This window comes from Pseudomonas lurida, from assembly GCF_002563895.1.
GTDB classification, from domain to species: Bacteria; Pseudomonadota; Gammaproteobacteria; order Pseudomonadales; family Pseudomonadaceae; genus Aquipseudomonas; species Aquipseudomonas lurida.
The window spans coordinates 1129380-1155057 of sequence record NZ_PDJB01000001.1 but is presented as its reverse complement, the minus strand read 5'-3'; the positions used below and the strand labels follow the sequence as shown (position 1 = coordinate 1155057).

The window sequence follows — 25678 nt, the reverse complement described above, 5'->3', positions numbered from 1 at the left end:
GCACCGCGGTGTATCCGTTACACCGCGGTGAGGCTATCGCAGGCAAGCCAGCGTCCACACAAACCGGCTCCTACCGTTCAGTGGTTACAGGTGAGACTCGGCGTATTCAGCCAGGATCGAACGAGGCACCCCTTGCAGCGCAATGTGCACGCCGTTCGGGAAATCCTTGAAGCGTTCCGTCAGGTACGTCAGCCCGGAGCTGGTCGCGGACAGGTAAGGGGTGTCGATCTGTGCCAGGTTGCCCAGGCACACCACTTTGGAACCGGCACCGGCACGGGTGATGATGGTTTTCATCTGGTGCGGGGTCAGGTTCTGGCATTCATCGATCAGGATCAGGCTTTGCTGGAAGCTGCGACCTCGGATGTAGTTGAGGGATTTGAACTGCAACGGCACTTTGCTGAGGATGTAGTCGACGCTGCCATGGGTGTTTTCGTCATCCATGTGCAAGGCTTCGAGGTTGTCGGTGATCGCCCCCAGCCACGGCTCCATTTTTTCCGCTTCGGTGCCGGGCAGGAAGCCGATCTCCTGGTCCAGGCCCTGCACGCTGCGGGTGGCAATGATACGGCGATAGCGCTTGGTCACCATGGTCTGTTCGATGGCGGCAGCCAGGGCGAGGATGGTTTTACCCGAGCCTGCGGCGCCTGTCAGGTTGACCAGGTGGATGTCCGGGTCGAGCAGCGCGTACAGCGCCAGGCTCTGGTAGATGTCACGCGGTTTCAGGCCCCAGGCTTCCTGGTGCAACAGGGGCTCCTGATGCAGGTCGAGGATCAGCAGCTTGTCGACCTGGATCTCTTTGATCCAGCCTACGAAGCCTTGTTCGTCGATGATGAATTCGTTGATGTGCACGGCCGGCAGGTTGTCGATCAGTTGCACCTGGTGCCAGGTGCGGCCATGGTCCTGACGGGTTTCGACCTTGCTGACCAGGTCCCAGAACGAGCCGGTCACCGTGTGATAACCACGGGAGAGCATCGACACGTCGTCGACCAGTTGGTCGGTACTGTAGTCCTCGGCAGCGATCCCACACGCTCGTGCCTTGAGGCGCATATTGATGTCTTTGGTCACCAGCACCAGGCGCAGGTCCTTGTCGCGCGCGTGCAGGTCGATCAACTGGTTGATGATTTTGTTGTCGTTCAGGTTTTCCGGCAGCAGGCTGTTGGGCTCGCTGCGCTTGCTCATCAGAATCGACAGCAAACCCTTGGGCCCGCTTTTGCCGCGCTGGATCGGCACACCGACCTCTACGTCCTCCGGCGATGCTTCGCCCAAGGTCTTGTCGATCAGGCGGATGGCCTGGCGGCATTCGGCAGCCACGCTGTGGTGCCCGCTTTTGAGTTTGTCGAGCTCCTCAAGCACGATCATCGGAATGGCGACGTGGTGTTCTTCGAAGTTAAGCAGTGCGTTTGGATCGTGGATCAATACGTTGGTATCAAGCACGTAAAGGATTGGCTGGTCGGAAGAAGGGTTACGTCCATGATCATCCATACTCGGTCACCTTTGTGGGAGCCAGTCGACGCAATACCTGAGCGGTGCTGCGCCTCGATTCGACCACCGACTGCACCTGAGTGACGTCAAGCGCAGTGCCCACATGAGGAGTCTTGGAAGACGCCACCTGTGCTGCAGGTTTCGGCGATCTGACTTCGTAATACCGCAAAACCCATGACAGGAAAAAGCACTTTGACGCTTTTTTGAAGTTTATTTTTCAGGATGACGAATAGCACTAGCCGAGTGCCAGGTACCCCGTTAAAGTCGGAAGTCCGCCTGCATCGAAATGTCGCGAAAAATCACCCCTAAAAAGCCTCATGTCCAACAGGGCCGGGCACTTCAGCGAAAAGCCTCTCGGCAGTCCTGCCAACCCAGACCACTCTGTGCCGTTGCCTGCAACAACATCGGCAAAGCGACCCGCGCCTTGTCCTGAGTGTCGTGAAACACGATCACGCCTTTGCGCCACAGCAGCATCAACGTCAGCACCCGTTGCGCCGACTCATCGGCCTTGAGTTTGCCGGGCTCGTCCTGGGAATCGATATCCCACAACGCCACCTGCAGGCCCTGGGCCTGGAAAAAGCCCTGGCTGTCCGCTCGGCGCTGGCCATAGGGCGGACGGAACAGCGGCACATAGTTTTCCGGCATCAGGTTCTGCACCAGCGAGGCACTGCGGGTGATTGAGCTCTGCCAATCCACCCAATGGCTATGGGAGCGATACTGCCAGCCCTGGGTGCCCACGCACTGGTCCTGGTACAGCGCCTGCACATCGGCGACAGCGCTGCGTTCAACGCGGGTTTGCAGGCTGCTGCCGAGGGCGAAGAAGGTCGCGTTCATCTTCTGCTTGCGCAGGTAGTCGGTGAGCCAGTCGGTGTTGCCACTGACCGGGGCGGGGCCGCCGTCGAACGTCAGCAGGAACAGGCGATCGTTGAATTCGTCTCCGTTTCGCTCATGGTCGCCGAAACGCGCGATTTCGCTGCTGATCTGCGGGAACAGCGCGGCCTTGCGCAGCAGCTCGTCCAGGTAGCGCTCATGGAAGATATGGCTAGGGTTCGCCCAGCCTATATAGAAGGAATCTTCGCTGACTTCGAACTTGCCGGCCTGTTCGCGCAGGTCGTCCATGCTCTCCACCAGGTAGCAGAACGAGGCATCGACCTCGCAACTCTGCTGGGCAAAGGTGTAGTTCTCCAGCAGGCGTTGCCAGAGCTGGCGACGCAGGTCGTCAATGGCCGCCAAGTTGATGATCTTCAGGCCCAGGCGCTGCTTGAGCGCAGCTTCATCCTGATTTTCACTGGCCAGCAGGCTGTGGGCGAACATGAGAATTTCCGCGCGCGAGGCCACATCGAACAGCGCCGGGCTGCCGAGTTTTTCCGGCCAGGTGCCACGGTCCAGGCTGGCCACATCCACGGGCGCCGCCTGTGCATTCAGGCAAAACAAGCAAGCCGACAACAAAAGTGCTATTCGCACACGGGGTCTCCCTCTCCAGAGTCACCGGCCATCATAGCGGATCGCGCCTATCGCCATCATAGGTGGAGTCAAACCGCCCAACCCCCTAGAATCCCCTCCACGTTTACAGGAGACGACTTCATGCTGATGGTGATTTCCCCCGCCAAGACCCTCGACTTCGAGGCCCCGCCGGTAACCCAGCGCTTTACCCAGCCGCAGTACCTGGACCATTCCCAGGCGCTGATCGAGCAGCTGCGTACCCTCAGCCCGGCGCAAATCAGCGAATTGATGCACGTATCCGACAAGATCGGCGGCCTCAACGCCGCCCGTTTCGGCAGCTGGACCCCAGCATTCAACCAAACCAATGCCAAGCAGGCGCTGCTGGCGTTCAAAGGTGACGTCTACACCGGCCTGAACGCCGAAACCTTCAGCGACGCCGACTTCTCCTACGCCCAGGACCACTTGCGCATGCTATCGGGCTTGTACGGCCTGCTGCGCCCCCTGGACTTGATGATGCCGTACCGCCTGGAAATGGGCACCAAGCTGCCCAACGCCCGTGGCAAGGACCTGTACGCCTTCTGGGGTACGCGAATCAGTGAGTGGCTCAACGAAGCGCTGGCTGAGCAAGGCGACGACGTGCTGCTCAACCTGGCCTCCAATGAGTACTTCTCTGCGGTCAAGCGCACCGCCCTGAACGCGCGGATCATCAACACCGAGTTCAAGGACCTGAAGAACGGCCAGTACAAGATCATCAGTTTCTACGCCAAGAAGGCGCGGGGCATGATGAGCCGCTTTGTGATCCAAGAGCGGATCAATGACCCGGCCAAACTCAAAACGTTTGATGTGCAGGGCTATCGCTTCAATGCCGAGCAGTCGAAGCCGGACAACCTGGTGTTTCTGCGCGATCACGCACCGGAATAAAGCGGCCCGCCGGTCGCCGCGCTGAATATAAAACGTGGGCGCTGGCTTGCCTGCGATGCCGGTGCATCAGTCGACTCCATCCTGACTGAAACACTGCCCTCGCAGGCAAGCCAGCGCCCACGTTTTCATCGCCCGGCTGACAGATATACGTCATTATTTTGGCGTCAAAAAATATCATGACACCTCTCTAACAATTCTTTCACTCGACATTCGTCGATTTTTTTCGTAGTGGCACCACTTTTTTAAAACACTAGTGGCAAAAAACTATCCCAGCGTGCCAACTCCCCATAACTACTGGCCCAAATAGCAAGTGCTATCAATATAGTACTAGTGCCATCTTGGCTAATATTTCAAAAAATTTCAGTAAACAGGATGAGCGGGCTGGAACTTCGTCCTAAAGCACCGCTCATACCACCGGTAACGAAATTCTCTGCTTGTGTAGGAGATGACTTACAAGGCGGACCCAGGGAAGTAGCAAAGTTGTCACATTAACTTTGACTCAGTGGTCACATTACAAACCCATTAGTTGAGAGCGGCGATAAGGAACAATTGCCACGAACTATAAGGCCAAGGCTGTGCTTACCCTAATGGGTCAGTGAGAAAACCCAAGGCATTGATATTTAAGGGCTTGCAGCCTCTATCAAAGCCATGCGGCACTGGCGCCGAGCCCTTCTCCCAGGAAGGCTGGCTGCATTTCAGGGCAAGCCCCAATAACAAGGCCAAGTTGCGCACAACTTGAGTGCAATAGTTAGTCACTCACTATTTAACATGCCAGTACGCGGTAAGTCGGCGTCTATTCGCTCAACTTCCGTGGCATCAGTGACGCTTGCAAACATGAACTCCGGCCAATTATTGGCATGATTATGAACGTCTTCAATGACAAAGAGGTAAATGCGATGCGCATCAGCATATTTGGTCTCGGTTACGTTGGCGCGGTATGTGCCGGTTGCCTGTCTGCCCGTGGCCACGACGTGGTCGGCGTAGACATCTCCAAGGACAAGATTGACCTGATCAATGCGGGCAAATCGCCAATCGTTGAACCAGGTCTGGGCGAGCTGTTGAGCCAGGGTATCGAAACCGGCCGACTGCGCGGCACGACCAACTTCGCCGAAGCCATCCGAGACACCGACCTGTCGATGATTTGCGTCGGTACGCCGAGCAAGAAAAACGGCGACCTGGAACTGGACTACATCGAAGCGGTATGCCGCGAAATCGGTCTGGTCCTGCGTGACAAAGCTACCCGCCACACCGTGGTCGTGCGCAGCACCGTCCTGCCAGGCACCGTCGCTAACGTGGTGATCCCGATTCTGGAAGACTGCTCGGGCAAAAAAGCCGGTGTCGACTTCGGCGTTGCGGTCAACCCTGAATTCCTGCGTGAATCCACCGCCATTGCCGACTACGACCTGCCACCGATGACCGTCATCGGCGAATTCGACAAAGCCTCCGGCGATGTCCTGCAATCCCTGTACGAAGAACTCGACGCGCCGATCATCCGCAAGGACATCGCCGTTGCCGAGATGATCAAGTACACCTGCAACGTATGGCACGCCACCAAAGTCACCTTCGCCAACGAGATCGGCAACATCGCCAAGGCTGTCGGCGTCGACGGTCGCGAAGTGATGGAAGTGGTCTGCCAGGACAAGACCCTCAACCTGTCCCAGTACTACATGCGCCCAGGCTTCGCCTTCGGTGGTTCTTGCCTGCCCAAGGACGTGCGCGCCCTCACCTACCGCGCCAGCTCCCTGGACGTGGAAGCGCCGCTGCTCAACTCGCTGATGCGCAGCAACGAATCCCAGGTACAGAACGCCTTCGACATCGTTTCCAGCCACGACAAACGCAAAGTCGCGCTGCTGGGCCTGAGCTTCAAGGCCGGCACCGATGACCTGCGTGAAAGCCCGCTGGTAGAGCTGGCCGAAATGCTGATCGGCAAGGGCTACGACCTGAGCATCTACGACAGCAACGTCGAGTACGCCCGTGTTCACGGCGCGAACAAAGACTACATCGAAGGCAAGATCCCGCACGTGTCGTCCCTGCTCAACTCGAACTTCGACGACGTGATCAACAACTCCGACGTGATCATCCTGGGCAACCGCGATGAGAAGTTCCGTGCCCTGGCGCATAACGCACCGCACGGCAAGCAAGTGGTCGACCTGGTGGGCTTCATGTCCAAGGCCACCAGCGTCAGCGGCCGCACCGAAGGCATTTGCTGGTAACAGCAACGGCAAGTTCCGGGCTGCAAGCGTACCAATCCCCAGCGCTTGCAGCCTGGAGCCTTCTTCACCTTCGGATGACGCTTATGTCCAAGTTAAAACACGTACTGCTCCAATCCGCCGGCTGGCTGTTCTTTCTGAGCCTGCTGATGGGACTCGCCCTGCTCTTGCCGGCGAGTACGTTCGACTCCGAGTCGAAGAATTTTATTTTCCTGATTGGCGCCGTCGGCATCTGGCGCTACTCGATGGGTGCTACGCATTTCTTTCGCGGCATGCTGTTCCTGTATGTGGTCTACCCGCACCTGCGCCGCAAAGTACGCAAGCTGGGCAAGGCTGCCGACCCATCCCATGTGTTCCTGATGGTCACCAGCTTCCGTATCGACGCGCTGACCACCGCGCAGGTCTACAGCTCAGTCATCCGTGAAGCCATCGAATGCGGCTTCCCCACCACCGTAGTCTGCTCGCTGGTGGAAATGTCCGATGAACTGCTGGTGAAAAGCCTGTGGGAACGCATGAACCCACCGGAACACGTGAAGCTCGACTTCGTGCGCATCGCCGGTACCGGCAAGCGCGACGGCCTGGCCTTCGGGTTCCGCGCCATCTCCCGCCACCTGCCGGATGAACGTGCGGTAGTTGCGGTGATCGATGGCGACACCGTGCTGGCCGAAGGCGTGGTACGCAAGACCGTGCCGTGGTTCCAGTTGTTCGGCAACGTCGGTGGCCTGACCACCAACGAGTTCTGCGAAGTGCGCGGCGGCTACATCATGAGCGAGTGGCACAAGCTGCGCTTCGCCCAGCGCCACATCAACATGTGCTCCATGGCCCTGTCCAAGCGCGTACTGACCATGACCGGTCGTATGTCGGTGTTCCGCGCCAATGTCGTGACCGACCCGGGCTTTATCGCCGACGTGGAAAGCGACTCGCTGCAACACTGGCGCCTGGGCCGCTTCAAGTTTTTGACCGGCGATGACAAGTCCAGCTGGTTCAGCCTGATGCGCCTGGGCTACGACACCTTCTACGTGCCGGACGCCGCGATCCACACCGTGGAACACCCGCCGGAAAAGAGCTTCATCAAGGCCAGCCGCAAGCTGATGTTCCGCTGGTACGGCAACAACCTGCGCCAGAACTCCCGCGCCCTGGGCCTGGGTATGCGCCGGTTGGGCCTGTTCACCAGCATCGTGTTGTTCGACCAGCGTGTGTCGATGTGGACCTCCCTGCTCGGCCTGACCGTGGCGATCATCGCCACCTTCAAGTACGGCGGCGCGTTCATCCTCGCGTATCTGCTGTGGATCGGCATCACCCGCCTGATCCTGACCCTGCTGCTGTCGTGCTCCGGCCACAAGATCGGCCCGGCGTACCCGGTGATTCTCTATTACAACCAGATCATGGGCGCGCTGGTGAAGATCTACGTGTTCTTCCGCCTTGATCAACAGTCCTGGACCCGCCAGGACACCAAACTGACCCGCGATTTGGCCAGCTTTCAACGTTGGTTCAACACCTGGTCGTCTCGGACCATGACCTTCTCCGCCGGCAGCATTTTCGTCGCCGTGTTGCTGATGATGGTCTGACCCTGCCAAGCCTGAATTAACTAGGAACTACACACCATGAATAGCCAAGTAAACGCCAACGTTGTCCACGAGTCCGAAGCCCAGCGCCAACATGCCCGGGTCAAGATCCCGGCCAAGCTGCGCTTCTTCAACACCGACCGCACCCAGACCGAAGCGCGGGTGATCGACCTGTCCGCTGGCGGCCTGGCGTTCACCGCCACCCAGCCGTTGACCGTGGGTGAAGTGCACAAGGGTCGCCTGCAATTCGTCATCGACAACCTCGGCCTGGCCATGGACGTGGAACTGCAGATCCGCTCCTACGACCGCCAGAGCGGCCGCACCGGTTGCCAGTTCCAGAACCTGGAACAGCAGGACATTTCCACCCTGCGCCACCTGATCACTTCGCACCTGTCGGGTGACATCGTCACCATGGGCGACGTGCTGGCGACGCTGCAACGTGACAACTTCACCAAAGCGCGCAAGGTCAAGGACAGCGGCAGCAACATGAGCGCCTTCGGTCGCCTGCGCGCCGTGACGTTCAGCCTGGCAATCTTCCTGGTCGGCCTCGCCGCGTTCGGTTTTGTCTTCAAGTCGATCTACGGCATGTACTTCGTCAGCCACGCCCAGGCGGGCATCGTCAGCGTACCGGGCATGAACGTGACCATGCCACGCGACGGCACCGTGCAAAGCCTGCTCAAAGGCGACGCAATTGCCGCCAAGGGCGCACCACTGGCGACCTTCAGCACCAGCATGCTCGATGTGCTCAAGGGCCATTTGGACGAAGACCAACTGCAACCGGCCAAGGTCGAGGAGCTGTTCGGCAAGCAAATGACCGGTACGCTGACGTCGCCATGCGATTGCGTGGTGACCCAGCAAATGGTCGCTGACGGCCAGTACGCCAACAAAGGCGATGTGATCTTCCAACTGGTACCCCGTGGCAGCCTGGCCAATGTTGAAGCGCGCTTCACCTATCGCCAGTTCGGTGACGTCCGCCCAGGTACACCGGTGAGCTTCCAGGTGGCCGACGAAGAACAGGTTCGCACCGGCACCATCGTCAGCAGCACCAGCCTGAACAGCGCCGACCTGTCTTCCGACATCCGCGTACAGATCAAGCCTGATGCGCCGCTGGATACCACCTACGCCGGCCGCCCGGTGGAAGTGACCAGCGACCGTGGCCCGTCCCTGAACTGGCTGATCGATAAAGCCATGGCTTCGGGTCTTTAATCATGAGCGCCCTTCGAAACCTGCCGGTGCCCCTGGCGCTGGCCATCGCCCTCGCCGGTTGCGCCGGCCTGCCCGACCAACGCCTGGCCAATGAAGCGCTCAAGCGTGGCGATACCGTCACCGCCCAGCAGAATTACCAGCAGCTGGCAGACCTGGGTTACAGCGAGGCCCAGGTGGGCCTGGCCGACATCCAGGTAGGCACCCGCGATCCGGCGCAAATCAAACAGGCTGAAGCCACCTACCGTGCGGCGGCGGACACCTCGCCGCGCGCCCAGGCCCGCCTGGGTCGCCTGCTGGTGGCCAAGCCTGGCAGCACCGAAGCCGAACACCATGAGGCCGAAGGCCTGCTGAAAAAAGCCTTTGCCAATGGCGAAGGCAACACCCTGATCCCACTGGCGATGCTGTACCTGCAGTACCCGCACAGCTTCCCGGACGTGAATGCCCAGCAGCAGATCAGCCAATGGCAGGCCTCCGGTTACCCGGAGGCGGGCCTGGCCCAAGTGCTGCTGTATCGCACCCAGGACACCTACGACCAGCACCTGGATGACGTGGAGCGCATCTGCAAGGCCGCGCTGAACACCACCGATATCTGCTATGTCGAGCTGGCCACGGTCTACCAGAAAAAAGCCGAGCCGGAAAAACAGGCCGAGTTGCTCAAGCAGATGGAAGCCGGCTACAGCCGTGGCACCGTCACTGCACAGCGCGTCGACAGCGTAGCTCGCGTATTGGGTGATGCCTCGCTGGGCAAGACCGACGAAAAAACCGCCCAGGCGCTGCTGGAAAAGATCGCCCCCGGCTACCCGGCGTCGTGGGTCAGCCTGGCACAACTGCTCTACGACTTCCCTGAACTGGGCGACATCGACCAGATGATGAAGTACCTGGACAATGGCCGCGCCGCCGATCAGCCGCGCGCCGAGCTGTTGCTGGGCAAGCTCTACTACGAAGGCAAGTGGGTGCCTGCCGATGCCAAGGCCGCCGAAGCACACTTCGAAAAAGCCGTGGGCAAGGAAGTCGCCGCCGATTACTACCTCGGCCAGATCTACCGCCGCGGCTACCTGGGCAAGGTCTACCCGCAAAAAGCCCTGGACCATTTGCTGACCGCTGCGCGCAACGGCCAGAACAGCGCCGACTTCGCCATCGCCCAGTTGTTTTCCCAAGGCAAGGGCACCAAGCCCGACCCGTTGAATGCCTATGTCTTCAGCCAATTGGCTAAAGCCCAGGACACGCCAGAGGCCAATGACTTGGCCACGCAGCTCGAAACCCCGCTCACTCCGGAGCAACGCGCCCAAGGCCAACGCCTGGTGCAACAGGAACTGGCCGCACGCGGCACCCTGGCCCAGAGCACGCTGCAACTGCACGCCCTGGAAGAAGAAGACGGCGAGGAATCCCTATGAAGCTCAACCCATTCGTCAAGGCCGGCATCGGCCTGACCTTTGCCCTGCTGTGGTCGTGCCCGACCCTGGCCGCGCTGACCGAAGCCAAGAACTTCGGCCTGGAAGTGAAAGCCACCGCGCAGTCCGAAGATGACCGCGACCTCGGCACGCAAAAAGGCGGTGACGTCAACGGTATCGGCCTCGACCTGCGCCCGTGGATCTACGGTGAAAGCGGCAACTGGAGCGCCTACGCCATGGGCCAGGCGGTGGTGTCGAGCGACATCATCGAGACCGACACCCTGCAACAGTCGGCGGATGACGAAAACCAGCAGACCACCAACGACGATCGCAAGACCAAGAAAAATTACCTGGCCATGCGCGAGTTCTGGGTCGGCTACAGCGGCTTCACGCCTTACCCAGGCGAGATCCTCAAGCTGGGTCGCCAGCGCCTGCGCAATGACGACGGCCAATGGCGCGACACCAACATCGAAGCACTCAACTGGACCTTCGACACCACCCTGCTCAAGGCCAACGTCGGTGTCGCTGAACGCTTCAGCGAATACCGCACCGACCTCAAGGAACTGTCGCCCAAGGACAAGGACCGTCAGCACCTCTATGCCGACGCCGCCTATCAGTGGACCCCAGGCCAGTGGATCGGCCTGCGCGCGCACCACACCCATGACGACGGCAAGCTCGACTACCCGGAACCAGGCGTGGCCACTGACTCGCTGGACAAGCGCGAGAACGGCGATCTGACCTGGCTCGGTATCGAAGCCAACAGCGATGCCTACAACTGGCGCAACACCAACACCGTCAACTACTGGGCGAGCATTACCGGCGTGCAGGGCGACCGCGACACGGTCAACGCCTTGAACGCCGACGGCACCCGCCCGACCACGGCCAAGCGCAGCGACGACGTGAATGGCTGGGCCACCGACCTGGGCATCCGCCTGCGCCTGGACCCGCAATGGCAAGTCGGTGCGGCCTACTCCCGCGCCAGCGCCGAGTACGAGCAGAACGGCCTGCAAAGCAACCGTTCGAACTGGACCGGCACCCAGTCCCGCGTGCACCGTTTCGGCGAAGCGTTCCGCGGCGAGATGAACAACATGCAGTCGATGAGCCTGTTCGGTTCCTGGCAGCTGCGCGAGGACTACGACGCCAGCCTGGTGTACCACAAGTTCTGGCGCGTCGACGGCAACAAGCCGGTGGGCAGCAACGGCATCGATGCCGTGCAGAACAACACCGATGACGTGACCGGCGCGATCCTGTCCAGCACTTCCCTGCCGCTTGAAGACGGCAAGAAAGACCTGGGCCAGGAGATGGACCTGGTGGTCACCAAGTACTTCAAGACCGGCCTGTTGCCGGCTGCGCTCAGCCAGTCGATCGACGAGCCATCGGCCCTGGTGCGTTTCCGTGCAGGTGTGTTCAAGCCGGGCGACGCCTATGGCAGCCAGGTTGACTCGTACATGCATCGCGCGTTTGTCGACGTGATTTGGAAGTTCTGATGGGAGCCTGCGCAATGAACCCTCAAGCCCTCAAAGGCTCGGCCATGCTGGCGGCAGCGATGCTGCTGGCCAGCGCTGCTGCCATGGCCGATGTCGCGCCGCAGGCTAAAGCGCCGACCATCGCCAAGGAGCTGCAACAGGCCAAGACCTACACCATCTCCAGCCCGCCGACCGCGCCGCTGGAAATGGCCAAGCCGGCCCTGCCGGACCTGTCCGGCTACACCGACGCGGCGATGGAAAAGAAGATCGTGCGCACCAAGCCGGGCAAGATCAGCATCCGTCGCATGATGCAGGAAGACGCCCTCAAGGACTTCATCGGCGGTGACAACAAGATGGCCGAATGGGTGGTGCGCCAGCACGGCATTCCCCAGGCGATCTTTGTCGACGACGGCTACATGAACCTCAAGGACTTGCTGGGCAAGGTGCCCAAGCAGTACCTGAGCGAAACCTCGCCGGGTGTGTTCCTGGCGAAGTTGCCGATCGTGGTTGGGCGTAAGGGCATCCTGGAAATTGACAAGAAAACCCAGGAGCTGCGCTTGTCCCAGGAAGCCGGTTCGTTCCTGATCAACGACGGCCAACTGTTCGTGCGTGACACCAAAGTCACCGGCTGGAACGAAAAGGCCAAGGGCCCTGCGCTGTTCAAGTCGCCCAAGGAGTTCCGCCCGTTCCTGCTGGCCTGGGGCGGTACGCAGACCTACATCTCCAACACCAAGATGGCCAGTTTCGGCTACGCCAACAGTAAGTCGTACGGGGTGAGTATTTCCCAGTACACGCCAAACATGGCCAAGGTCCTCAAGCGTCCCGAGCCGACCGGCTGGATCATCGACTCCGAGTTCTCGGACATGTGGTACGGCTTCTACTGCTACGAGACCACGGGCTTTGTGATCAAGGGTAATACCTACAAGGACAACATCGTCTACGGCATTGACCCCCACGACCGTTCCCACGGCCTGATCATCGCGGACAACACCGTCTACGGCACCAAGAAGAAGCACGGCATCATCATCTCCCGGGAAGTGAACGACAGCTTCATCTTCAACAACCGCAGCTTCGACAACAAGCTCTCGGGCCTGGTGCTCGACCGTAACAGCGTCAACAACATCGTGGCCGACAACGAGTTTTATCGTAACCACACCGACGGCATCACGCTCTATGAGAGCGGTGACAACCTGCTGTGGGGCAACAAGGTGATTGCCAACCGTCGCCACGGTATCCGCGTGCGTAACAGCGTGAACATCAAGCTGTACGAAAACACCTCCATGGCCAACGGCCTCACCGGCCTCTACGGCCACATCAAGGACCTGACCGACACCGACCGCGACATCGCCCTCGACCCGTTCGACGCCAAGGTCTCGCTGATCGTGGTCGGCGGTGAACTGGCGGGTAACGGCAGTGGCCCGCTGTCCATCGACTCGCCGTTGAGTGTCGAGTTGTACCGCGTGTCGATGCTGGCGCCGACCAAATCCAGCGGCATCAGCTTCAACGGCGTGCTGGGCGATCGCCAGGAAGAGATTCTCGACCTGCTGGTGCGCCAGCAGAAAGCCGTGCTGATCGACCCTGTCGAACGCCAGACCGAATTGCAGGACTGAGGATGACCCTTATGCACCCACACATGATCAAACTGCTGAGCCTCTCGGGTCTGACCCTCGGCCTGCTCGCGGCCAGCCAGGGCGTACGCGCCGACGATGTGAAGGCACCGACCTTCACCGCCGAGCCATGCTGCAGCCTGTGCCCGGCCGCCCACGATGCGAAGAACTACACCACGCGCTACCAGCAGAACTTCACCACCCTGGTGCAAGCCCAGGGCGACTGGCTGTTCCGTACCCAGGAAGACCTGCGTACCGAATTCGATACCACGCCGGCCGGCTACAAGCGCATGCAACAACTGCACGATGCGTTCAAGGCCAAGGGTGTGGAACTGGTGGTGGTCTACCAGCCGACCCGTGGCCTGGTGAACCGCAACAAGCTCAACCCGGAAGAGAAAGCCAAGTTCGATTTCGACAAGGCCCTGGGCAACTACAAGACCATGCTCGGCCGTTTCGCCAAGATGGGCTACGTGGTGCCGGACCTGTCACCGTTGACCAACGAGCAACTGCCGGATGAACTGCCGGCCCACGATTTCTACTTCCGTGGCGACCAGCACTGGACCCCATATGGTGCCCAGCGCACGGCGAAAATCGTCGGTGCCAAAGTGCGTGCAATGCCTGAGTTTGCGGGCATCCCGCAGCGTGAATTCGAAACCAAGCGCTCCGGGCGCATGGGCAAGACCGGCACCCTGCACAACATGGCCGGGCAACTGTGCGGCACCAGCTACGCGATCCAGTACATGGACCAGTTCACCACCGAGCCCAAGGGCGAAGCGGGCGACGGCGACCTGTTCGGCGATTCGGGCAACCCGCAGATCACCCTGGTGGGCACCAGCCACAGCGGCAAGAACTACAACTTCGCCGGCTTCCTCGAACAGGAAATCGGTGCAGACATCCTCAACGTCGCCTTCCCCGGCGGTGGCCTGGAAGGTTCGATGATCCAGTACCTGGGCAGCGATGAGTTCCAGAAGACCCCGCCGAAGATCCTGATCTGGGAATTCTCGCCGCTGTATCGCCTCGACCAGGAGACCATCTACCGCCAGATGATGGCCTTGCTCGACAACGGCTGCGAAGGCAAGACCGCACAGATGACAGCCAGCACGACATTGAAACCCGGCAAGAACGAATTGCTGGTTAACAGTTCGAACAAAGACCTGCGCAACGCCAACCATCAGGTTGATATCCGCTTCGCCGACCCGTCGGTGAAAACCCTGCAAGCCACCCTCTGGTACATGAACGGTCGCCACGAGGACATCAAGATCGAGAAACCCGAAACATCCGATACAGACGGGCGTTTCGCCTTTGAACTGCGCACCGATGAAGACTGGGCCTCGCAGAACTTGCTGGCCGTGGAAGTGCAGGGTCCCGAAGCGGGCGCTGCAGCGCAGAAAGTCGAAGCGAAAATTTGCACACGCAACGTGTTCCCTAGCAGCGGTCAGAAGACTGCGTCGCTCGGGCAATGAGGTTACCTATGCAGAAGTTATTGATTCCAACGCTGCTGGGCCTGGCGATGTTCGCCGGCTCAGTCAACGCCGCCGCGCCACTGCGTCCACCCCAGGGCTATTTCGCCCCCGTGGAAGCGTTCAAGACCGGCGACTTCAAGAATGACTGCGACGCCATGCCGGCGCCGTACACCGGCTCGCTGCAATTTCGCAGCAAGTACGAAGGTTCGGACAAGGCCCGTTCCACCCTGAATGTGCAGTCGGAAAAAGCCTTTCGCGACAGCACCGCCGACATCACCAAGCTGGAAAAAGACACCAGCAAGCGCGTGATGCAGTTCATGCGCGACGGTCGTCCGGAGCAGTTGGAATGCACGCTCAACTGGCTGACCAGCTGGGCCAAGGCGGATGCGTTGATGTCCAAGGACTTCAACCACACCGGCAAGTCCATGCGCAAATGGGCGCTGGGCAGCATGGCGTCGGCCTATGTTCGCTTGAAGTTCTCCGAATCGCGCCCGCTGGCCAACCACCAGCAGGAATCACAACTGATCGAAGCCTGGTTCAACAAACTGGCTGACCAGGTGGTGAGCGACTGGGACAACCTGCCGTTGGAAAAAACCAACAACCACTCTTACTGGGCCGCCTGGTCGGTGATGGCAACGTCCGTCGCCACCAACCGTCGCGACCTGTTCGATTGGGCCGTGAAGGAATACAAGGTCGGCGCGAACCAGGTCGACGACCAAGGCTTCTTGCCGAACGAATTGAAGCGCCAGCAACGGGCCTTGTCGTACCACAACTACGCCCTGCCCCCGCTGTCGATGATCGCCAGTTTTGCCCTGGTCAACGGTGTGGACCTGCGCCAGGAAAACAACAGCGCGCTCAAGCGCCTGGGCGACAAAGTGCTCGCTGGGGTCAAGGACCCGGAGATCTTCGAGCAGAAGAACGGCAAGGAGCAGGACATGAAGGACTTGAAGCAGGACATGAAATTCGCCTGGCTGGAACCCTTCTGCACCCTCTACACCTGCGCCCCGGATGTCATCGAGCGCAAGCACGGGATGCAGCCGTTCAAGACCTTCCGTCTCGGGGGCGACCTGACCAAGGTCTACGACCCGACGCATGAAAAGGGCAACAAAGGCAGTTGACGAAACGCACTTCAAATGGGGGAGCGAGCACGCCAGCTCCCACAGTTTGAGCCGGTTTCGTCAGTAGGAATGTAGTACCGCCCCCTCGCGAAATCGTGGGGGGGTTTGGGGGGGCTCTGGCCCTTGACTGTTGGTTAAACATGGAGAGATCGGGATGGTTTTCTCGTCCAATGTGTTCCTGTTTCTGTTCTTGCCGATCTTTCTCGGCTTGTACTACTTGAGCGGGCAACGCTATCGCAATCTGCTGCTGCTGATTGCCAGTTACGTGTTCTACGCCTGGTGGCGAGTGGACTTCCTGGCGCTGTTCGCCGCTGTGACGCTGTGGAACTACTGGATCGGCCTCAAGGTCGGTGCAGCCGGCGTGCGCACCAAGCCGGCTCAACGCTGGCTGCTGTTGGGCGTGGCGGTCGACCTGTGCATCCTGGGCTACTTCAAGTACGCCAACTTCGGCGTCGACAGCATCAACCTGATGATGAAGTCGGCCGGCCTGGAGCCATTCATCCTGACTCACGTGCTGTTGCCGATCGGGATCTCGTTCTACATCTTCGAGTCCATCAGCTACATCATCGACGTGTACCGGGGCGATACCCCAGCGACTCGCAACCTCATCGACTTTGCAGCGTTCGTGGCGATCTTCCCGCACCTGATTGCCGGCCCGGTGCTGCGTTTCCGCGACCTGGCCGACCAGTTCAACAACCGTACGCACACCCTCGACAAATTCTCCGAGGGCTGCACGCGGTTCATGCAGGGCTTCATCAAGAAGGTCTTCATTGCCGATACGCTGGCGGTGGTGGCCGACCATTGCTTCGCCCTGCAAAACCCCACCACCGGCGATGCCTGGCTCGGGGCGCTGGCCTACACCGCGCAGTTGTACTTCGACTTCTCCGGCTACAGCGACATGGCGATCGGCCTGGGCTTGATGATGGGTTTCCGCTTCATGGAAAACTTCAAGCAGCCGTACATCAGCCAGTCGATCACCGAGTTCTGGCGTCGCTGGCACATCAGCCTGTCCACCTGGCTGCGTGACTACCTGTACATCACCCTGGGCGGCAACCGCAAAGGCACGCTGACCACTTACCGCAACCTGTTCCTGACCATGCTGCTCGGTGGCCTGTGGCACGGGGCGAACATCACCTACATCGTGTGGGGTGCCTGGCACGGCATGTGGCTGGCGATTGAAAAAGCCATCGGCCTCAATACCGCGCCGCGCAGCTTCAACGTCTTGCGCTGGGCCTTCACCTTCTTGCTGGTGGTGATGGGCTGGGTCATCTTCCGCGCCGAAAACCTGCATGTCGCCGGCCGTATGTACGGCGCGATGTTCAGCTTTGGCGAGTGGTCGCTGTCGGAACTCAACCGCGCCAACCTCACTGGCCTGCAAGTGGCGACCCTGGTGGTGGCCTACGCAACGCTGGCGTTCTTCGGCCTGCGCGATTTCTACACCAATCGCCCTGCGGAAAAAACCAAGCCGGCCGACCCGAGCCTGATCAAGGCCGTGCCGGGCGACAACCCAGGCAGCATCCACGAGCCAGGCTTCACCGTTGGCCAGGATGCCGCCGTGCAACCGGCCTACTGGACCGCTGACTGGCCACGCTACGCCATGCGCGCTGCGGTGCTGCTGCTGTTCGTGGCGTCGATTCTCAAACTGTCGGCGCAGAGTTTCTCGCCGTTCCTTTACTTCCAATTCTGAGGGAGCCGACCATGACCCGTTCATTCCGCGTCCTCTATATCGGCCTGTTCCTGGTGGTGCTGCTGGCCCTGGGCGCCTGGTCGCTGCGCAGTTTCTTCGGCTTCAGCACCAATGCCGACGCGACGGTGCTCAACGGTCGCTGGACCAAGGCCGTCGAGACGCACTACGACGACCAGTTCCCGATCAAGCGTATCGGCACCAACCTGTGGGCGGCGCTGGACTACAAGCTGTTCAATGAGGGCCGTCCCGGCGTGGTGCTAGGCCGCGATCACTGGCTGTACAGCGACGAGGAGTTCAACCCCGCCGTCAACGAAGACCAGAACCTTGAAGGCAACTACGCGCTGGTCGAAGGCGTGCGCCAGAAACTCAAGGCCCAGGGTATTCAACTGGTGATGGCGATCGTGCCGGCCAAGGTGCGCCTGTACCCGGAGCACCTGGGTGAGGTGAAACCCGCCAGCATTCACGCCAACCTGTACCAGGACTTCCATGCCCGCGTGGCGGCCGACAAGATCATCGCCCCGGACCTGCTCGGCCCGTTGCAACAGGCCAAGCTCGGCGGCAAGCAAGTGTTCCTGCGCACCGACACCCACTGGACGCCGGACGGCGCTGAAATCGCCGCCAAGCAGTTGGCCAAGGCCATTGCCGACAAGACCCCGCTGAGTGGCGAGCCGCAGCGCTTTGTCACCGAAGCCGAGAAGACCGAGCCGCACAAAGGCGACTTGCGTCTGTTCCTGCCGCTGGACCCACTGTTCGAAAACCTCATGCCGCCGAAAGAGCCGCTGGAAAAACGCGTGACGCACTTGGCCGAAACCAAAGGCGACGACGCGCTGTTCAGCGACAGCGAAACCCCGGTAGCACTGGTAGGCACCAGCTACAGCGCCAACCCCAACTGGAACTTCGTCGGCGCCCTCAAGCAAGCCCTGGGCAGCGACGTGGTCAGCTACGCCGAAGACGGCCACGGCCCGATCCTGCCGATGCTCAGCTACCTGAAAAGCGATGACTTCAAGAACAGCCCGCCGCAGGTGCTGATCTGGGAGTTTCCTGAACGTTATCTGCCCGTGAACAACGAAATCGGTGATGCCGACCCCGCGTGGGTTGCGCAGCTTAAACAAGCCGGTTCGCGCCAACAGAACATGGCAATCAACACCCCAGTTAAACACCAAAAATCCGAGACGCCCGACCGGGCGCAAAACTGAAAGAGAGGTAACTCACATGACTTTCACCACAACTCCTCGTCGTCTCGCTAAAACCCTGGCTATCGCGGCCGGCCTGAGCTTCGTCTCGATGTCCGCCTTCGCCGGTGGCGACGCCGCCCTCTACGGCCCTACCGCGCCAAAAGGCTCGAGCTTCGTGCGCATCTACAACGCCAGCAACCAGGAAGTCAGCGCCACCGTCGGTGCCACCAACCTGAGCGACGTTGCCCCCCTGGCCAGCAGCGATTTCAGCTTCATGCCCGGCGGTGACTACAGCGCCAAGGTCGGCAGCCAGACCGTACCGGTCAAACTGGCACCGGACCACTACTACACCCTGGTCAACAGCGGCAGCGGCCAGCCACAGCTGATCGAAGAACCACCGTTCAAGAACAAGCAGAAATCCCTGGTACGCGTGCAGAACCTCAGCGACAAGGCCCTGACCCTGAAAACCGCTGACGGCAAGACCGACGTGGTCAAGGCAGTCGCTGCCAAAGGCCGTGGCGAGCGCGAAATCAACCCGGTGAAAGTCAGCCTGGCGCTGTATGACGGCGACAAGAAAGTCGGCGACGTGAAGCCGGTAGCACTGGAGCGTGGTGAGGCAGCGGTGCTGTACGTCACCGGTTCCGGCTCGAGCCTGTCGCCAGTGTGGGTGAAACGCCCTGTGTCGACCCGCTGATTACATTTTCGACCTGGCTCCGTTCCCCCATGAGAGCTGGCTTGCCTGCGATGGCATCACCTCGGTGTAACTGACAAACCGAGTCGTCTGCATCGCGGGCAAGCCCGGCGCCCACAGGGACCGAGGAGCCTGGTCGGACCGAGACAAAAACAAGAGTGAAACGACAAACCTTCGTAGCTCTGACCCAAATCGATTCAAGGAGAAACACCCATGATTCCAGTAATCCTTTCCGGTGGTAGCGGCTCACGTCTTTGGCCGCTTTCCCGTAAACAGTTCCCTAAACAATTCCTGGCCCTGACCGGTGAACACACGCTGTTCCAGCAAACCCTGGAGCGCCTGGTGTTCGAAGGCATGGACACCCCGATCGTGGTCTGCAACAAGGACCACCGTTTCATCGTCAACGAGCAACTGGCCGCCCGTAAGCTGGAAAGCCAACGCATCCTGATGGAACCATTCGGCCGCAACACCGCGCCGGCCGTGGCCCTCACGGCGATGATGCTGGTCAATGAAGGCCGTGATGAGCTGATGCTGGTGCTGCCGGCCGACCACGTGATCGACGACCAGAAAGCCCTGCAACGCGCCCTGGCCCTGGCCACTGTGGCCGCTGAACGTGGCGAGATGGTGCTGTTCGGCGTCCCGGCTACTCGTCCGGAAACCGGTTACGGCTACATCAAGTCCACCAATGATTCGCTGCTGCCCGAAGGCGTGAGCCGCGTCGAGCAGTTCGTGGAAAAACCCAATGAAAAACGCGCCGTCGAGTTCGTCAAGAGCGGCGGTTATTTCTGGAACAGCGGCATGTTCCTGTTCCGCGCCAGCCGCTTCCTCGAAGAGCTGAAAAAGCACGACCCGGACATCTACGACACCTGCCTGCTGACCCTGGAGCGCAGCGAGCAGACCGCTGACACCGTGACCTTCGACGAAGCCACTTTCGCCTGCTGCCCGGACAACTCCATCGACTACGCCGTGATGGAAAAAACCCAGCGTGCCTGCGTGGTGCCACTGAGTGCCGGTTGGAGCGACGTGGGTTGCTGGGCGTCGCTGTGGGCCGTCAACGACAAAGACGTCAACGGCAACGTCAGCAAGGGCGACGTGGTGATCCAGGACAGCCGCAACTGCATGATCCACGGTAACGGCAAGCTGGTATCGGTGATCGGCCTGGACAACATCGTAGTGGTGGAAACCAAGGACGCGATGATGATTGCCCACAAGGACAAGGTCCAGGGCGTCAAGCAGATGGTCTCGACCCTCAACGACCAAGGCCGCAGCGAAACCCAGAACCACTGCGAAGTCTACCGTCCGTGGGGCTCCTACGACTCGGTGGACATGGGCGGGCGTTTCCAGGTCAAGCACATCTCGGTCAAGCCGGGCGCATGCCTGTCGCTGCAGATGCACCACCACCGTGCCGAACACTGGATCGTGGTCAGCGGCACGGCCGAAGTCACCTGTGACGAGAATGTGTTCCTGCTCACCGAGAACCAGTCCACCTACATCCCGATCGCCTCGGTACACCGCCTGCGCAACCCGGGCAAGATCCCGTTGGAAATCATCGAAGTGCAATCGGGTAGCTACTTGGGCGAAGACGATATCGAGCGGTTCGAAGATATCTACGGTCGCTCGACCCCGGTTGAACGTGGCGTGTCGGTGAAAACTATCGCGCAGTAAAACAGTCGTACAAGAAGCCCTCGCCCAGCCCATTGCGTCCCCTATCCGCAGTGGGTTGGGTGGGGGCTTTTTCAATTCGACGGCAATCAGCTGTCAAGCCGACTTGTTCCCCCAGGCCGACGGGGAATAGGCGTTGTAACTGCCGGTATTTTGGGTGGTACTGCGAGCGCCGTCATATTTGTTCTGGCCATATTCCTGGGCAACCCTGCCCCCCATGACCATTGCGGCGCCAAACGCCTTGGTGAGCATGCCGCCACTGCTGCCAAGCCTTTTCCCAATCCCTTCTGCCGCTGCGCCACCCGCCATATAACCCGCGCCTTTGGCTTGCTCGCTGTGGTTGTACCGCGCAGTAGGGAAAAGCGTCCCGGCCCCTTGCAGCAGCGTTTGCCCCAGGCTGGTCAGCCTTTGATTCTGCATGCGCGGCTGCACAGGCGTGTGGCGCCCTGCATTCGCCTGGCTGGAGGTTCGAGGGTTGGTTGGCGTCGACGCTGGCGCAGGCGTGACGAGAGAGGTCACCACTGACGCAATCAGGGAAGTGGCAGCCGGCGCAAGAAGGGCTGAAGCAATCATAGTTCGTCTCACATAATCAGAACGCGGTTGATACCCTCCTGGATGATCTGCATGTCCCTATGCTGGCTCTGTGGGAAAAATGAGTTATCCGGTTCCCCCGCAGACGAAAACTCATGCCCGCGATAGGCATCAAGGCCATGCCGCGAGTAGGATGTTTTACCCGCACACGAGACTGTCATCATGTTCTTCGGCGTCCTACTGATCATCACCTGGTTGATCCTGCTGCTGCGCTACCCGGCCAAGGCGCTGCCGGTCTCGCTGGCGGCTGCCGTCGGCCTGGGTTGCGTCGCCGCCTGGGTGGTATGGCTGGACAACCGCGAAGCCGCGCAATTGGCCCGCCTCGAGCTGCGCATCACCTACGCCCCACAGGAATGCCCTGCGGACCGCCCACTGAAGTTGACCCTGAACAACGGCAACGACGTACCGTTGACCGAACTGCGCTGGCGCGTCGCCGCCTATGCACCGGGCGACTCGGTCAACCTGGCCGACAACGTCTACGCCGCCCCACGCTATCGCGGCCCCGGCGAGCTGCAGGCCGCCGCCACCTGGGAAGACTGCCTGCCCACACCCCCCTTGCGCCCCGGCTACCGCCCGCAAACCCTGGAATTTCGTGCCGAGCACCTGCAAGGCAGTTTCTCGGACTGACAAAGGATTGATCCATGCCCAACGTACTCATCACCGGTTGTTCCAGTGGCATCGGCCGCGCCCTGGCCGACGCATTCAAGGCGGCAGGCTATGACGTGTGGGCCAGCGCCCGTCGCGAAGAAGACGTCACCACCCTCAGCGCCGCCGGCTTCAACGCCGTGAAACTGGACGTCAACGACAGCGCCGCCCTGCAGCACCTGGCCGAGCAATGGGGCGAACTGGATGTACTGATCAATAACGCTGGCTACGGTGCCATGGGCCCGCTGCTCGACGGCGGCACCGAGGCGATGCAGCGCCAATTCGAAACCAACGTGTTCTCGATCGTCGGCGTGACCCAGGCGTTGTTCCCGGCCCTGCGGCGCGGCAAAGGCCTGGTGGTGAATATCGGCAGCGTTTCCGGTGTATTGGTGACCCCTTTCGCTGGCGCCTACTGCGCATCGAAAGCGGCTGTGCACGCCCTGAGCGATGCGTTGCGCATGGAACTGGCACCGTTTGGCGTGCGGGTCATGGAAGTGCAACCGGGCGCCATCAACACCCACTTCGCAAAAAACGCCGGCGCCCAGGCAGAGCTGTTGATCAATGAACAGTCGCCGTGGTGGCCCTTGCGCGAGGGCATTCGTGCACGCAGCCAGGCCTCGCAGCACAAGCCGACCCCGGCCAGCGTCTTTGCGGCGCAGGTGCTGAAAGCCGTGCAACAGGCGCAACCACCTCGGCTGTTGCGTTCGGGCAATGGCAGCCGAGCGTTGCCGTTAATGGCAGCGTTGCTGCCCAAAGCGCTGTTGGAAAAAGTGCTGAAGAAACGCTTCGGGCTGGCCGGTTCGCTCTAGCCCTTCATGAAATCAATGAACGCCCGCACTTTCAGGGGCAAATGCCGGGTGTCCGGATACATCGCATAGATCCCTTGCGGGGCGAAGCGATGGTCCGGCAACAGGCGCACTAGCCTCCCGGCCTCCAGATCGTCTTTCACCAACCATTGCGGCAACACTGCCACGCCATGCCCGCGCACGGCAAAGGCCTGGAGAACCGCCGCGCTGTCGGCCACCAGCGAAGCATTGCCAGGGCGGTATTGATGCTGGCCACCTGCGGGGTCGGTCACACTCAGCTCCGCCAAGCGACCGTGCCCCAGCTTGGGCAATCGCTCCACTGCATCCAGGGTGTCAGCCCCGACAAACGCGGGCGCCGCCACGGCGAATACCTCGAACGTGGACAGTTGCACCGCGCGATGATTGGAATCCAGCAGGCTGCCCAACCGAATCGCCACGTCAAAACGCTCGGAGATCAGGTCCGCATGGGTCGAGGAGGTGGATAAGTGAATGTTCAGGTCGGGATGCAAGCGGCGGAAGGCCTCGACCGCCGGCGCTACCACAGCCAACGCGTATTCCACGGTCGTAGTGATGCGCAATGTCCCTTTGAGCTGGGCATGCTCCGAACGCGCTTCTTCCACCGCCAACCGCGCCTCTTCGAGCACGCGCGTGCAACGCCGGTAGAAGCGCTCACCCGCATCGGTCAGTGCCAGTTGGCGGGTGTTACGGGTCAACAAGGTGACGCCGAGTTCGGCCTCCAGCCGCTTGAGGTTGAAGCTGACCACGGCACGGGTCTGCCCCAGCAGGTCGGCGGCAGCGGTCAGCGAGCCGGCCTCGACCACGGCCTTGAAGGTATCGAATCGGTCCAGGCTGACCATCGGTTGCGTGCCTCTTTGTCAAAATATTTTTGACAAACTAGCAGGCAAACCGAGGTATCCCAAACGTTGCGTGCCACCTACCCTGCCCGCCTCACTCGCAGGATCGCGCCCATGACCTACCGCTCGAAAGTCGCCTGGATCTTTTTGCTGGGCTTTGCCCTGGACCTGGTGAACATGTTCGTCGCCACGATCGCCTACCCGGATATCGCCCGTGAGCTGCACGCCTCGGTCACGCAGCTGGCGTGGGTCAGCAACGCCTACATGCTCGGGTTGACCCTGATTATTCCCTTCAGCGTGTGGTTGGCAGCGATGATGGGTGAACGCGGCTTGATTGCCGCCAGCTTGCTGCTGTTCGCCGGCGCCTCGTTATGGGTAGACCAGGCGAGTTCGATTGAGGCGCTGATCGGTTGGCGCCTTCTGCAAGGGTTGGGCGGTGGGTTGTTGATCCCAGTGGGCCAGGCGATGGCCTACCGGTATTTTCCGCCCGCCGAGCGCAGCCAGCTGACGGCGCGGGTGATGTCGGTGGCCTTGCTGGTGCCGGCGTTGTCCCCGGCGCTGGGCGGCTTGATTGTCGACAGCATGTCTTGGCGCTGGATTTTCTATGCCAACTTGCCCTTGGCATTGATCACGTTGCTACTGGCCCTGTTGTGGATAAAACCCGTAGCACCCACCAATGCCCGACCTGCCTTGGATGTGGGCAGTATTTTCAAACAGGCCCGCAGCCCGATGTTGCGCACCGCCATGCTGATCTACCTGTGCATCCCAGGCGTATTCATCGGCACCAGCCTCATCGCCATCCTCTACCTGCGCGGCCTCGGCTATGACGCGGCACAGACCGGCGTGCTGATGCTGCCCTGGGCGCTGGCCTCGGCACTGGCTATTTACCTCAGTAAGAAGCTGTTCAACCGTTACGGGCCAACGCCGCTGCTGCTGGCCGGCATGGCTTTGCAATGCGTCGGCATCCTGTTGCTCAACGCGCCCTCCCTGATCGTGCCGGCTTATCTCTTGATGGGCCTGGGCGGCAGCCTGTGCAGCAGCACCGCGCAGACATTGGCGTTTCTCGATATCCCCGGCGAGCGCATGGGCCACGCCAGCGCCTTGTGGAACATCAACCGCCAAGTGAGTTTCTGCGTGGGCGCCGCCGTGCTCAGTGCAGTGCTGTCAGCCTTGGATTCCTTCGCCATAACCTTCACGATGGCGGCAGCCCTGACCCTGCTGCCTTTTTTTGCGGTGCTGCGCCTGGACGCTTCCAGAGTCCGCACACTGCTTCACCCTGCCAGCGAGCCCCAGCGATGATTGACTACAGTGATTTTTTTGAAGAAGTGATCCAGACCCACATCGAGATCGAGCAATGGTTTGCCGGCGTTGCGCCTGAGGGCACGCTGCAAAATCTGCTGGCGCGCTTCTCACCCGAGTTCAGCATGATTGCGCCCGCCACGGGTACACGGGTCAACACGGCCGGGGTCAATGCGTTGTTCACGCGCCTGGGCGGCATGCGCCCGGGGTTGAAGATCACCCTGAGCGAGATGGCCGGGATTGACCGGCATGCGCGGGGGGCGACGGTGACCTACCGTGAGCATCAGGTCGATGACAGCGGCACCCAGACCGATCGCCGCGCCACGGTGGTGTTCGAGAAACAGGCCAGTGGCGCGCTGTTGTGGCGCCATCTGCATGAGACCTTTATCAAGGCCTGAC

21 protein-coding genes are annotated in these 25678 nt (G+C 60.7%); 17 read left to right on the top strand and 4 right to left on the bottom strand.

From position 1 onward, the window contains the following. Nucleotides 1-84: 84 nt before the first annotated feature. Both ATH90_RS05195 and ATH90_RS05190 read right to left on the bottom strand, forming a co-directional pair. Nucleotides 85-1479 (bottom strand): PhoH family protein, encoded by a 1395-nt coding sequence (locus tag ATH90_RS05195; protein WP_012722339.1) that lies wholly within the window; start codon nt 1477-1479, stop codon nt 85-87. Nucleotides 1480-1818: 339 nt separating this feature from the next. Continuing rightward, nucleotides 1819-2943 (bottom strand): polysaccharide deacetylase family protein, encoded by a 1125-nt coding sequence (locus tag ATH90_RS05190; RefSeq protein WP_098465815.1) that lies wholly within the window; start codon nt 2941-2943, stop codon nt 1819-1821. Nucleotides 2944-3063: 120 nt separating this feature from the next. Here ATH90_RS05190 and yaaA point away from each other — a divergent pair, with 120 nt between their 5' ends. The 13 genes from yaaA (at nt 3064) to ATH90_RS05120 (ending at nt 21087) form a co-directional block, all read left to right on the top strand. Then, nucleotides 3064-3843 carry a peroxide stress protein YaaA gene (gene yaaA, locus ATH90_RS05185; RefSeq protein WP_034102289.1) on the top strand — a complete coding sequence of 260 codons (780 nt, stop codon included), beginning with the start codon at nt 3064-3066 and terminating at the stop codon, nt 3841-3843. An 896-nt stretch (nt 3844-4739) separates the two neighbouring features. Beyond that, a complete protein-coding gene (locus ATH90_RS05180) occupies nt 4740-6056 on the top strand; it encodes a nucleotide sugar dehydrogenase (RefSeq protein ID WP_034102491.1) in 1317 nt (438 codons plus the stop codon). A gap of 83 nt (nt 6057-6139) precedes the next feature. Then, nucleotides 6140-7621: a mannuronan synthase gene (alg8, locus tag ATH90_RS05175; protein WP_034102288.1), complete on the top strand. Its 1482-nt coding sequence runs from the start codon at nt 6140-6142 to the stop codon at nt 7619-7621. Nucleotides 7622-7657: 36 nt separating this feature from the next. After that, complete coding sequence (locus ATH90_RS05165) at nt 7658-8824, top strand: alginate biosynthesis protein Alg44 (protein ID WP_034102287.1); 1167 nt, start codon at nt 7658-7660, stop codon at nt 8822-8824. 2 nt (nt 8825-8826) lie between these two features. Further along, on the top strand, nt 8827-10218 hold the full coding sequence (gene algK, locus ATH90_RS05160; protein WP_098465814.1) for an alginate biosynthesis TPR repeat lipoprotein AlgK: 1392 nt from the start codon (nt 8827-8829) through the stop codon (nt 10216-10218). After that, nucleotides 10215-11702 (top strand): alginate export family protein, encoded by a 1488-nt coding sequence (locus tag ATH90_RS05155; RefSeq protein WP_034102285.1) that lies wholly within the window; start codon nt 10215-10217, stop codon nt 11700-11702. Before algK ends, ATH90_RS05155 begins: the two co-directional genes overlap by 4 nt. Beyond that, complete coding sequence (gene algG, locus ATH90_RS05150; protein ID WP_069021845.1) at nt 11702-13291, top strand: mannuronan 5-epimerase AlgG; 1590 nt, start codon at nt 11702-11704, stop codon at nt 13289-13291. Before ATH90_RS05155 ends, algG begins: the two co-directional genes overlap by 1 nt. Before the next feature lie 11 nt (nt 13292-13302). Next, nucleotides 13303-14751 carry an alginate O-acetyltransferase gene (locus ATH90_RS05145; protein ID WP_034102490.1) on the top strand — a complete coding sequence of 483 codons (1449 nt, stop codon included), beginning with the start codon at nt 13303-13305 and terminating at the stop codon, nt 14749-14751. Nucleotides 14752-14759: 8 nt separating this feature from the next. Continuing rightward, nucleotides 14760-15869 carry a mannuronate-specific alginate lyase gene (locus tag ATH90_RS05140; protein WP_098465813.1) on the top strand — a complete coding sequence of 370 codons (1110 nt, stop codon included), beginning with the start codon at nt 14760-14762 and terminating at the stop codon, nt 15867-15869. A gap of 154 nt (nt 15870-16023) precedes the next feature. Next, entirely contained in the window at nt 16024-17556 is a 1533-nt protein-coding gene (locus ATH90_RS05135; RefSeq protein WP_034102282.1) for an MBOAT family O-acyltransferase, read from the top strand. An 11-nt stretch (nt 17557-17567) separates the two neighbouring features. Continuing rightward, complete coding sequence (locus ATH90_RS05130) at nt 17568-18752, top strand: alginate O-acetyltransferase (protein WP_034102281.1); 1185 nt, start codon at nt 17568-17570, stop codon at nt 18750-18752. A gap of 16 nt (nt 18753-18768) precedes the next feature. Further along, on the top strand, nt 18769-19425 hold the full coding sequence (locus ATH90_RS05125) for an alginate O-acetyltransferase AlgF (protein WP_033899560.1): 657 nt from the start codon (nt 18769-18771) through the stop codon (nt 19423-19425). A 210-nt stretch (nt 19426-19635) separates the two neighbouring features. After that, nucleotides 19636-21087: a mannose-1-phosphate guanylyltransferase/mannose-6-phosphate isomerase gene (locus tag ATH90_RS05120; protein ID WP_034102280.1), complete on the top strand. Its 1452-nt coding sequence runs from the start codon at nt 19636-19638 to the stop codon at nt 21085-21087. A 93-nt stretch (nt 21088-21180) separates the two neighbouring features. Here ATH90_RS05120 and ATH90_RS05115 read toward each other — a convergent pair whose 3' ends face one another. Beyond that, complete coding sequence (locus tag ATH90_RS05115; RefSeq protein WP_034102279.1) at nt 21181-21504, bottom strand: hypothetical protein; 324 nt, start codon at nt 21502-21504, stop codon at nt 21181-21183. Nucleotides 21505-21837: 333 nt separating this feature from the next. Here ATH90_RS05115 and ATH90_RS05110 point away from each other — a divergent pair, with 333 nt between their 5' ends. Continuing rightward, a complete protein-coding gene (locus tag ATH90_RS05110; RefSeq protein ID WP_034102278.1) occupies nt 21838-22302 on the top strand; it encodes a hypothetical protein in 465 nt (154 codons plus the stop codon). A gap of 14 nt (nt 22303-22316) precedes the next feature. After that, entirely contained in the window at nt 22317-23129 is an 813-nt protein-coding gene (locus tag ATH90_RS05105) for an SDR family oxidoreductase (RefSeq protein ID WP_098465812.1), read from the top strand. Here the strand turns inward: ATH90_RS05105 and ATH90_RS05100 are convergent. Then, on the bottom strand, nt 23126-23983 hold the full coding sequence (locus ATH90_RS05100; RefSeq protein ID WP_034102276.1) for a LysR family transcriptional regulator: 858 nt from the start codon (nt 23981-23983) through the stop codon (nt 23126-23128). The genes ATH90_RS05105 and ATH90_RS05100 overlap by 4 nt on opposite strands. Nucleotides 23984-24094: 111 nt before the next feature. Here ATH90_RS05100 and ATH90_RS05095 point away from each other — a divergent pair, with 111 nt between their 5' ends. Then, nucleotides 24095-25279, top strand: coding sequence for an MFS transporter (locus ATH90_RS05095; protein WP_098465811.1), 1185 nt, complete (start codon nt 24095-24097; stop codon nt 25277-25279). Then, nucleotides 25276-25677: a DUF4440 domain-containing protein gene (locus ATH90_RS05090; protein ID WP_098465810.1), complete on the top strand. Its 402-nt coding sequence runs from the start codon at nt 25276-25278 to the stop codon at nt 25675-25677. Before ATH90_RS05095 ends, ATH90_RS05090 begins: the two co-directional genes overlap by 4 nt. Nucleotide 25678 lies beyond the last annotated feature (1 nt).